Here is an 11,678-nt window from a genome sequence, read left to right as displayed (position 1 = left end):
TGATGTCTCTATCCGTTAGCGCAAAAACCTGTTATCACTACCTTACCCTCGAACAACCGAATGAAGCAAAAACCGTTCAATTCAATACAAGTCAGGAACCACTGAATCTTTCAAGCGCAAACGAGCTGCCCGCAGCCCCATTGCGCAGTTAATTCCAGCCGGAATTGCCTAACCAATTCTTGCAGACGAGTTCCTCGTTTCCTCAAATTCCTATCTACCCTGAACTTGCTATGCTGACTCAGAGGAAAAGAATGGCTCATGGAAATTGCTGAATCGGCCGAAAACCCGCTTTCGAACCTCCGCGTCGCCATCATTCACTACTGGTTCGTCGGGCGTGCAGGCGGAGAACGCGTAGTGGAGGCTATTGCCGAAATCTTTCCTCAAGCGGACCTTTTTTCACTGGTCGCGGACCGCAAGACTCTGGCTCCGATCCTTCAGGCGAGGAAACTCTGTACCTCATTTCTCCAGCACGTACCCGGTGCCACGCGATTTCACCGCCACTTTTTACTCCTGCAGCCGATTGCTCTTGAGCAATTCGACCTGAGCGACTACGACCTGGTCATCAGCTCGGAATCGGGGCCGGCCAAAGGTGTCATCACTTCCTCCAGAACCTGCCACATTTGCTACTGCCATTCACCCATGCGCTACATCTGGGAGATGTACCCGCAGTACAAGCGCAAGATGAATCCTCTCGTGAAAACCGTCTTCGCGCTCGTTGCCCACTATATGAGGCTCTGGGATCTCGCCTCCGCATCCCGAGTCGATTATTTTGTGGCAAACTCAAACTTCATCGCTGGTCGAATCCGTAAGTATTACCGCCGTGAGAGCACTGTAATTTACCCGCCTGTCGACGTTCATCTCGGCACCCTCAATGCGCCTGCAGAGGATTTCTACCTTGCCATAGGCCGACTCGTAGACTACAAACGCTTCGATCTCGCCGTAGAAGCCTGCACCCGGATGAATCGCAAATTAAAAGTCATCGGACACGGACCCGAATTTAAATCTCTACAGAAAATGGCCGGACCCACCATCGAGTTCCTGGGCCAAGTCAGCGACCCTGAACTCAAAAAACATCTGGCCACTTGCAGAGCACTCATCTTCCCGGGCGAAGAGGACTTCGGTATGGTCCCCGTCGAAGCACAGAGCTTTGGTCGGCCCGTTATTGCCTTCGGGGCCGGCGGAGTGCTGGAAACCGTGCGAGGGATGCAAGGCGGCATCCCAAGCCCCGCAGTCCTCACTGGCGTTTTCTTTAACCGGCAAACAACCTCTGACCTGGTTACTGCAATCGCAGATTTCGAGGCTCGGGAGTCTGAGTTCAGCCCAGAAGCGTCGCAGGAGAGTGCATTAAGATTCAGTCAAGACCACTTCAAAGCTGCCTTCGCTAAATTTGCTTCATCTGTTTGGACTGATTTCGAAGACAAGAGGCGATTGTGTAGTTGAGGATGCAAACCAAGGCCCTAAACTATCAAAATGTTCTTTAACGGTAGAAGCAAATTGGCTCAACTCCAGAAACTCTGCGGATGTGATGATTAAGTGTAAGTTTGATTAAATTTGACCAGCTTTTTCTTCTAGTAAGCTATACGCCTCTGCCGCACACTGTAATTACTTCCTGATAAACATCACTACCCCTTCTAATATGTCCAAAATGAAACATATCAGCAAATGGAGCTCCAAAAATGGTCAACTGCGGGTAGACGTTTCTTAGAAACCAACATCAAATCTTAATAATTGACGAGTAACCGGAATGGACACAACACCTTCCGGGCACCCTACTCATGTTGAAGTTGCAGTATCCTGTGTTACTTTTTAGCAAAGGTCTAGTCATTTAGATAGACGACCGGAACAGTATGTTCATTTGCTTTTGAACTACAACTGGATTTTATAACGAGCCATTACCACAATTTGGCACTCATACGAGGAATCATGGGAATGATAAATCCCCAATTTAATATCGAATACTCGGCAGAGGGTTACGATGCAGAATCAGCTTTCGATGACTATCCCGTCACGCAACTATCGCTCGTCCCGCTGTCCTCGGGTGTTCGGTCCTGGCGTTACCAATATGTAAAGCGCGCAATTGATCTGGTGTGTGCCACCGCCATGATGATCATCTGCCTAGTGCCATGTGTCCTGATCGCACTCGCCATCCGTTTCACCACAAAAGGACCGATTTTCTACAGAGAAACACGCATCGGCCGCAACGGACGCCCTTTCCGCATTTGGAAGTTCCGCTCGATGTCCGTCAAGCACCCACATAACACCCACAACCTCGGACCGGAAGGCCTTCGCCATCAGGAAACTCTAGCGCGGTGGCGCACTGTCAAGGACGCTCCAGATCCGCGCATCACCAAAATTGGTTTTTTCCTGCGCCGATGGAGTCTCGACGAGATCCCTCAACTTCTCAACGTCCTTCGAGGAGAGATGTCGCTTGTCGGCCCGCGCCCCGTCGTGAAGGCGGAGATTCCTCTCTACAAACATCTGGACGGCTTCTATCTGGCCGCGATTCCAGGTCTCTCCGGTCTCTGGCAGGTATCGGGCCGCAGCGATATCAGCTTCAGCATGCGAGCGCAACTCGATGCTTCCTACGTCCAAAATTGGAGCCTTACCAAAGACCTGAGTATTCTCGCCAAGACCATCCCTGCTGTGCTACGCCGTGTCGGCGCACGCTGAATCAATTATTGTTGTACAGTACCGGATTGGGCGATTCCTGGCGGCCATCCTGAGGGCCCTCATCGATTGGACTTGGTCCATGAGGGCAACTTCTGTCCTGTCTGCATAGGCGAATCCTGCCAGGTGACCCAGATCTCCGGGAGGATGAATCTACACTATGAACCGTCGCGCAACTCTGATACTTCTCGCGTTTCTCATGACGGCCAGCGCCAGCATGCTCTCCCAGCAATATCCGTCGAGTTTCCCCGACAGCGGTTCCAGTTCCGTCCCGCAATACCCCTCCAGCGATTGTCAGACTTCGTCCGGTGCTACCAGTCAGGCGTGCCTGCAGAATCTCGAACAAAACAACCGCGATAACCAGTACTATCGCCAGCAAGACAACTCCTCATTCCCTGTCGATCGTCGCTCATCAGTAGCGGGATCTTCAGAAAGTACTGAACTGAATGATCCCAGAACGGCCTCCGGTTCCAAGCAGAGGACCCAGCCGCTCCCACCCGAATTGCCCACCGAATTTCAGAAGTTTGTCGCCGCCAGCGCAGGTCAGTTCCTCCCAATCTACGGAGCAAACCTCTTTCGCGACGTACCGACAACTTTCTCTCCGAATGATGTGGCCCCGGTAACCGCAGACTACGTAGTCGGTCCAGATGACGAGCTGCGCGTCCGCATCTGGGGTCAGGTCACTTACAGCGGCAACCTCCGCGTCGATCGCTCAGGCGACATATACCTCCAAGGAGTGGGCGCGGTCCATGTTGCTGGGCTGCAGTTTTCAAGCCTCGACCAGCATCTGCGCTCAGCTGTAAGCAGGGTCTATCGCAACTTCGATCTTTCCGTCGACATGGGGCGAATTCGCGCAATCCAAATCTATGTAACAGGCCAGGCACGGCGCCCGGGCGCGTATACGGTAAGCTCGCTAAGCTCCATGGTGGACGCGTTTTTTGCCAGCGGCGGGCCTTCTCTTCAGGGTTCGCTCCGCCACATTCTCTTAAAACGCGATGGAAAGCTGATTACTGACTTCGATCTGTATGGACTCCTGGTCCGTGGTGATAAATCCAAAGATGTGCGCCTGTTGCCTGAGGACGTACTATACATACCTCCAGTGGGCTCGCAGGTCGCCATCACTGGCAGCGTTCACAACCCAGCGATTTATGAGCTGCGAGAAAACGAAACTGTCGGTGATTTGATCGAACTAGCGGGTAAGACAACCGCAGTCGCATCCGGCGCTCGCATTTCCATCGAGCGCCTGGAGGATCATCAATTTCGCCAGGCCATGGAGATCGGCCTGGATCCGGCTGGCCTGTCGACACGCCTGGCCGATTCCGACATCTTGCGCGTCTACTCCATACTGCCCGCTTATCAGAAGACGGTCACCTTGCGCGGCAATGTGGCCAATCCAGGTCGCTTTCAATGGCGCGAGGGGATGCATATCAGCGACCTCATCCCGGACAGAGACTCTCTCATGAGCCGCGACTACTGGTGGAAGCGGAGCCATCTGGGGTTGCCGGGCCCCGAGTTTGAGCCGCTCGTCTCAACCATCGGCAGGGATCCACGTTCGAGCCAGTACGGACGGGAGGGGCTCACCACGAGCGTGTCCCAGGACACCCTAACTTCCGCCCTCACTGAAAATCGGGCCCGCAATGCAGCGCGCAACGGTTCTCAACCGACCCTCGACAATCCTGCGTACCAGCAGGATGTCCCAGCCTATTCACGCAGCGATACCTCGGGTTCCAATCAAGAGGCAGGTTCAGTCAGCGGAACGGCCCTCGGTTCCCAGGTCGATCAGATGACCCGCTCCGGTGAATCTTCCACGACGAACCGTACAGAAGTCCGCATCGCAGCACCCGAAATCGACTGGAGCTATGCGGTTATTGAGCGCCTCGATGCACAGACCTTGAAGACCTCCCTGCTGGCATTCGACCTCGGCAAGTTGGTCATCAGTCGGGATGCCAGTCAGAATCTCCCTCTGCAGCCCGGTGACACCATCACTATCTTTTCGCAAGCGGATATTCGCGTTCCCCTCGAGCAGCAAACCAAGTACATCCGGCTCGAAGGAGAGTTTGTCCACGCCGGTGTCTATAGCGTCGCTCCGGGAGAAACGCTGCGTGAACTCGTACGCCGTGCTGGTGGCCTCGCCGGAGACGCGTACCTCTACGGTTCGGAGTTTGATCGCGAATCCACCCGGATCCTTCAGCAGCAGCGCATCGATGAATACGTCAACCGCGTCGATCTCAATGCACAACGAGGTACTCTTGCCCTGACATCCTCGGCCACATCTTCCGCCGGCTCGCTGGCCAGCGCCACCGGCGCTCGAGCGGCGGAACAGGATCTCATCGCGCGCCTCAAACAGATACGGGCTACCGGACGAATTGTATTGCAGATTCCCGCTGAGAGCTCGAGCATCGAAGACCTGCCAGACCTCAAACTTGAAAATGGTGACCGCTTTACAGTGCCGCCAAGGCCCGCCACCATCAACGTGGTTGGCGCAGTCAACGATCAAAATTCCTTCCGCTACCTTCCCAGAGCGACAGCTGGTCAATATCTCCTGCTGGCAGGCGGTACCGATCGTGACGCCGATCAAGGTCATACTTTTGTCATTCGCGCCGACGGCTCAGTCGTCGGCCGTCCCAGCGTAAAAGGCCTCTGGGGTAATACCTTTAAGCAACTCCGCCTCCATCCGGGTGACACCATCGTCGTACCCGACAAGACTCTCCGGCCAACAGCCCTGAGAGGTTTGCTCGATTGGACTCAAATCTTCTCCCAACTCGCAATCGGAGCGGCCGCAGTCAACGTACTCCGCTAGCCAGTGCCCAGTTTCCGTCGGGCTTGGTGAAGCGGCCAGTTTCGCCAATCTGGCCACCGGAGTCGCCGTAGAAGCTGGTCCAATTTGAGACGATAGCAACCTGCTCGCCGGCTGTTGCAGCGGGACGGCCAAGCCGTCTTTGACCATGGCGAGGACTTTGGCGTTATGTAGGGTCGCTTGGTGTAGCCGAGGATGTCAGTTCTGGGGGATCCGCGGAAGGCTGGGCTGGCGGTTTTGGTGCTGCCGGCATTCCTGCATGGACGCCTTCAACTGAATCGTGTGGAAGCCTGTTCTCCATTCGACCCCTGTTATGCACAGTAGAGTCAGCGGGAAGTCCGAACGGCCTGTGAGAATGGAGTATGTCGTGTGTTTTGTTGGCGTCCCCGACGGGATTCGAACCCGTGTTATCGCCGTGAAAGGGCGGTGTCCTAGGCCGGGCTAGACGACGGGGACGCGATCGAGGCTTCTCCGGAGGGCTCCGGAAACACTCAACACTCTTTTGAGGCTAACAACTTGCGGCCCGCATGTCAAAAGCTCCCGCACAGTTGTGCAATTGCCTGTCGCTCTCATCAAGCAAATCGGTCCGCGATTTCAATGCCCGCGAACTCCGAGAAAGCTGCTCAGCTATCCTTTTCTCATGGCCAAACCGGTCCCGACCCGTCGCAGCTTCCGCTATCTCGACGCCCTCACTATTGGGTTCGTCGTGGTCCTGCTTGTCTCCAATCTCGTCGGTCCAAAAATCTGTCAGATCGGTCCCCTACCCTTCATCGGTCCGCTGCTCGTCAGCGGCGCCCAACTCCTTTTCCCCATTACCTACATCGTAGGTGACGTCTTTACGGAGGTTTACGGCTACGCCGCGTCCCGTCGCGCCATCTGGATGGGCTTCTTCGGCATGGGCCTGCTCGCAGTCATGGGCCAGATCGCGGTCGCACTCCCTCCTGCCGCCGGATGGCACAACCAGCAGGCATTCGCCACAGTCTTCGGTCTGGTCCCCCGCTTCGCCATCGCTAGCCTGGTTGCCTACTGGGCTGGGGAATTTACGAACAGCTACACACTCGCCCGCCTCAAACTCCTCACCGGCGGCCGCCATCTCTGGACTCGGACCATCGGCTCCACCATTACCGGCCAACTCGTTGATACGGTCGTCGTCATCCTCATCGCCTTCTGGGGCGTCGAATCCGGTTCGCAAATCCTGCGTATGATCGCTTCCTCCTACGCCTTCAAAGTCATTTACGAAACTCTCGCCACGCCTCTCACCTACCTCGTCGTCCGCTGGCTCAAGCGCATTGAAGCAGTAGACGCCTTCGACCAGGGAACCAATTTCAACCCATTTGCGTTATAGGAAGTTCAAATAAGCAAGCCAGCTTCTGAACGCCCGTAAATCCTATACCTGCCGCAACTTCTGAATTTCAGGGTAGAGTTCGCCCCGGTCTCCAGCAACAGAAGCAGCAGCCAGAACACGCACGGCAGCCGTAACATGGCTGTTGCAGTCATCTCAGCCTTTCGCCTGGTCCCGGCCTTGGCGCTCCAAATCCGTTTTGAGGTCCATCGTTGAAACGTCTCATTCCCCTCAGTCTCCTCTGCCCAATACTCCTGCTCTCGCTCTCAGGCTGCAAAAAGCGCGACGCTGCTGCTGCACCTCAGGGCGCAGCCATGCAGGGCATGCCCGTCCAGACCCAGACAGTAGCCCTCGCACCCGTGCAGACCACCTCCGACTACGTCGCCACCATCAAGTCGCGGCGTTCCGTCTCCGTCATGCCCCAGGTCAGCGGCAACCTCACCCAGCTCCTGGTTCGCTCCGGCGACCACGTCAAAGCCGGTCAGCTCATGATGGTCGTCAATCCCATCCAGCAGCAGGCCCTCGTTGACGCCCAGCGCTCCACCGAAAACCAGAAGAAAGCCCTCTTCGACTACAACACTATCCAGATTGAGCGCCAGCGCAAGCTCTTCGACGCCGGCATCACCAGCCGTGACACCCTCGATCAGGCCGAGCAGTCCTACAAGAACACCCAGGCCGACTACCAGGCCGCCGTCGCCACCCGCAAATCCCTCGAAGAGCAGCTCGCCTACTACCAGATCAAAGCTCCCTTCGATGGCATCGTCGGCGACGTCCCTGTCCACCTCGGAGATTATGTAACCCCGACCACGGCACTCACGACCGTCGATGAGAACAAAGACCTCGAAGCCTACATCTACGTCCCCACCGAGCGCAGCAGCGAAGTCCACAACGGCCTACCAGTCCAGATCCTGGGCGACGACGGCAAGGTGATCGAGACCACCAGCGTAGACTTCCTCTCACCCCAGATCGACGCAATGACTCAGGGCATCCTCCTGAAGGCCCCCGTCCATAGCACCGCCGTCGCCCTCCGCTCCGCGCAGCTGGTCAAAGTTCGCGTCGTCTGGAATACATCACCGAAGCCAATCGTTCCCGTCCTCGCCGTCTCCCGCCAAGGCGGCCAGACCTTCGTCTTCGTAGCCGAACAGCAGAAAGACGGCCATTTTGCTGCCCGCCAACTTTCAGTTACCCTCGGCGAGACGGTGGGCAACAACTACGCCGTCACTTCGGGCCTCAAGGAAGGCGACAAAGTCATCGTCTCAGGAACGCAGTTCTTAGTGGACAACATGCCGGTATTACCCCACGGCTGAGCGCGAGTCTGAATTTTTTCACACTCACACTTCACACTCACACGAGTAACAAGTGCTGCCCCTGACCACCGCAGCTCACCGAAAAGGAACCACCTTTGTTCGTAGACTTCTTCATCCGCCGTCCGGTCTTCGCCACCGTCTCCGCCCTGCTCATTATCCTTGCCGGAGCGGTCTGCATCCCGTCGCTGCCCATCGCCCTCTATCCGCAGCTCGCGCCGCCGCAGGTCAACGTCACCTCCAGCTACATCGGCGCCGATGCAGAGACAGTAGAAAAAGCAGTCACTATCCCCCTCGAAGAAGCCATCAACGGCGTCGAAGGCATGCACTACATCAGCTCCGCCAGCACAAACAACGGCGCCAGTTCCATCACCGTCACCTTCAATACCGGCTACGACATCTCCATCGCCGCCGTAGACGTGCAGAACCGCGTTTCCAGCGTCACCGGCCGCCTACCCTCCGCCGTCAACGCCACCGGTATCACCATCACCAAAGCCAATTCCAACTTCGTCTTCGGCTCCGGCTTCTTCACCCGCGACAACCGCTACACCAACGAGTTCATCTCCAACTATCTCGACGTCTACGTGAAAGACGCCCTCAAGCGCGTCAAAGGCGTCGGCGATGTCATGATCTTCGGTGAGCGCAAGTACGCCATGCGCATCTGGCTCGACCCGGCTAGACTGGCCCAGCGCAACCTCACCGCCACTGACGTCATCAGCGCCCTCAGCGAGCAGAACGTCGAAGTCCCAGCAGGTCAGCTTGGGCAGCCGCCATCCGACAACAAGCAAAGCTTCCAGGTAGCAGTACGCGTCGTAGGTCGCCTCAGCACCCCAGAGCAGTTCAACGACATCATCATCAAGAGCACTCCCGGAGGTCTGGTCCAACTGCGCGACGTAGGCCACGCTCAAATCGGCGCCGAAGACTACAGCTCCAACCTCAAGTTCAGCGGCCGCACCGCAGTCGGCATCGGCGTGCAACAGCTTTCCAACGCCAACGCACTTCAGGTCGATCGCGACGCCAAGGCCGTTCTCAAAGAACTGTCGAAGAGCTTTCCGCCCGGCCTCGAATATGCCATCGCCTTCGACTCCACAACCGTGGTCGGTGACTCCATCCACGAGGTTCTCGTCACCCTCGCGGAAGCCATCGTCATCGTCATCGTTGTCATCTTCCTCTTTCTCCTGGACTGGCGCGCAACCATCATTCCCGCCGTCACCATCCCCGTTTCACTCATCGGTACTTTCGCCTTCGTCAAGCTCTTCGGCTTCTCCATCAACTCGCTCACGCTCTTCGGAATTACCCTCGCCACCGGCCTCGTCGTCGATGACGCCATCGTCGTCATCGAAAACGTCCAGCGCCACATCTCGATGGATCACTCCGACCCGCACGAAGCCACGTCCGTCGCTATGTCCGAAGTCACCAGCGCCGTCATCGCAACATCGCTCGTGCTCATTGCAGTCTTCGTTCCCGTCTCGTTCTTCCCCGGCACCACTGGCATCCTCTATCGCCAGTTCTCGCTAACCATCGCCTTCGCCATCGCGATCTCCGCCTTCAACGCGCTCACGCTGTCTCCAGCACTCGCCGCCATGTTTCTTCGCGGAGAGGAAGCTAAGTACCACCAACTCGACTTCCTTCACATCCGCCCGCTCTCCAGAGGTTATGCCGCAGTTGCCCACGGCATCGATGACTCCATCACCTGGGTCTCCAGTAAATACGCGGGCATCATCCACTTCGCCTTGCGCATTCGCTATGTCCTGTTGATCGTCTTCTTCGCAGGCCTCGCAGCAACTGGATGGATGTATCTGCGCGTCCCCACTGGCTTCATCCCCCAGGAAGATCAGGGCATGCTCATGGTCATCGTGCAAGCCCCGCCGGGCGCATCCCTGTCCGACACGAGCGCCATTGCCGATCGTGCCCAGGCCGTCCTCGCACAGGACTCGGACGTTGCCGGAGCCTTCGCCATCTCAGGCTTCAGCATGAGCGGCGCATCCCCCAATGCAGGCATGATCTTCGCCGCCCTCAAACCAGCAGACCAGCGGCTCGGCAAAGGCCAGACCTCTGCGGAAATCGTAGCCCGCCTCGGCCCTAAAATGTTCATGATCCCTGGCGGCACAGTCGCCATGTTTGAGCCGCCAGCAGTGCAGGGAATCGGCTCCTACGGCGGCTTCCAGTTCATCCTGCAGGACACTGGCAAGAACACCCTCGCCGATCTCGATCGCGTAGCTCACACCATGGTCGGCGCCGCCCGTGACCCCAACTCCGGCATCACCAATCTCTTCACCAGCTTCTCCGCCAGTGACCCGCAACTCATCGTCAGCATCGATCGCCAGAAGGCGAAATCCATGGGCGTGTCGCTCACGCAAATCGCCACCACACTCGGCGTTTTCATGGGCTCGCAATACGTCAACGACTTCGACTACAACAACCGCACCTATCGCGTCTATGCGCAAGCGGACCAGCCTTTCCGCATGACCGCCCGTGACCTGCACAGCTTCTACGTCCGCTCCGATACAACCAGCCAGATGGTCCCGCTCGACAGCCTCATCGACGCCAAAGACACATCAGGGCCGCAGGTCATCTCGCACTACAACCTCTTCCGCGACGTCGAACTCGACGGCAGCGCAGCCAAAGGCAAAAGCTCCAGCGAAGGCATCACCGCCATGGAGAACCTCGCCAATAAAATCATGATGCCTGGCATGATGTTCAGCTGGACCGGCCTCACTCTTGAAGAGATCGAATCCAGCGGCAAAGCGATCATCATCTTCGCGCTCGGATTGTTAGTCGTCTATCTAACACTCTCCGCACAGTACGAAAGCTTCGCGCTCCCTTTCATCATCCTGCTAGCCGTACCCATGGCGGTCTTAGGTGCATTAACCGCCGTCTATTGGCGCGGCCTCTCCGACGATGTCTACTGTCAGATCGGCCTCGTCATGCTCATCGGCCTCTCTGCCAAGAACGCCATCCTCATCGTCGAGTTCGCCGAGCAACTGCGCGAAAAGGGCCGCTCCATCGCGGAAGCAGCCATTGAGGCAGCAGAACTCCGCCTCCGTCCCATCTTGATGACCTCGCTGGCTTTCATCCTCGGCATCATGCCGCTGGTTTTCGCTACCGGAGCAGGCTCACTCGGTCGTCACTCCGTAGGCACAACCATTGTTGGCGGCATGGTCCTGTCTACCGTGCTCAACCTAGTTTTCATCCCCGTCCTCTACGTCATCCTCAGCACTCTGCTCAACAGCATCAAACCTCGCAAACACCCGCCCACCAATCCCATCTCAACCATTGAAGCCGGCGCGTGACTCGTATGTACGGAGGGAGCAGGGGCCTTCAGGCCCCTCGAAAGTCCAGGTTGACAAGTGGCTTCAGCCTTGGGCCTTTCCCGGCTCCAACACGAGCATTTACATCCAATCATTTGACAAACCGAGCCAGCTTTCTTAATCTCAAGTCCAGATGCAGAGCCACCGCCATCACGGCCATCACCACCATCATGAGACCCTCATGTCGGCGGACTGCTTCGGCCTCAACACCTAAGGCCACCTCACCAAGCAGATTTCGAATCAGCCCGCCGGCGCTC

6 protein-coding genes and 1 tRNA gene are annotated in these 11,678 nt (G+C 57.0%); 6 read left to right on the top strand and 1 reads right to left on the bottom strand.

The window, feature by feature from the left end:
• The first annotated feature begins 258 nt into the window (after positions 1 to 258).
• From AC5S27_RS20120 to AC5S27_RS20110, 3 genes are all read left to right on the top strand, one after another.
• On the top strand, positions 259 to 1,440 hold the full coding sequence (locus tag AC5S27_RS20120) for a glycosyltransferase (protein WP_493936347.1): 1,182 nt from the start codon (positions 259 to 261) through the stop codon (positions 1,438 to 1,440).
• A gap of 483 nt (positions 1,441 to 1,923) precedes the next feature.
• Positions 1,924 to 2,670: a sugar transferase gene (locus AC5S27_RS20115; RefSeq protein ID WP_493936346.1), complete on the top strand. Its 747-nt coding sequence runs from the start codon at positions 1,924 to 1,926 to the stop codon at positions 2,668 to 2,670.
• Positions 2,671 to 2,827: 157 nt separating this feature from the next.
• Complete coding sequence (locus AC5S27_RS20110; RefSeq protein WP_493936345.1) at positions 2,828 to 5,467, top strand: SLBB domain-containing protein; 2,640 nt, start codon at positions 2,828 to 2,830, stop codon at positions 5,465 to 5,467.
• A 375-nt stretch (positions 5,468 to 5,842) separates the two neighbouring features.
• On the opposite strand, the gene AC5S27_RS20105 is transcribed toward AC5S27_RS20110, so the two are convergent.
• A tRNA-Glu gene (locus tag AC5S27_RS20105) sits at positions 5,843 to 5,920 on the bottom strand.
• 184 nt (positions 5,921 to 6,104) lie between these two features.
• On the opposite strand from AC5S27_RS20105, the gene AC5S27_RS20100 reads away from it, so the two are divergent.
• From AC5S27_RS20100 to AC5S27_RS20090, 3 genes are all read left to right on the top strand, one after another.
• Positions 6,105 to 6,809, top strand: coding sequence for a queuosine precursor transporter (locus tag AC5S27_RS20100; protein ID WP_493936344.1), 705 nt, complete (start codon positions 6,105 to 6,107; stop codon positions 6,807 to 6,809).
• Between the two features lie 209 nt (positions 6,810 to 7,018).
• The gene (locus AC5S27_RS20095) at positions 7,019 to 8,113 is read left to right on the top strand and encodes an efflux RND transporter periplasmic adaptor subunit (protein WP_493936343.1); all 1,095 of its coding nucleotides are present in this window, start codon (positions 7,019 to 7,021) and stop codon (positions 8,111 to 8,113) included.
• A 95-nt stretch (positions 8,114 to 8,208) separates the two neighbouring features.
• Complete coding sequence (locus AC5S27_RS20090; protein WP_493936342.1) at positions 8,209 to 11,403, top strand: efflux RND transporter permease subunit; 3,195 nt, start codon at positions 8,209 to 8,211, stop codon at positions 11,401 to 11,403.
• Positions 11,404 to 11,678 lie beyond the last annotated feature (275 nt).

The organism is Acidicapsa borealis (assembly GCF_059115245.1).
The sequence above is the reverse complement of the archived record's forward strand: the minus strand, read 5'-3'. Positions and strand labels throughout refer to the sequence as shown.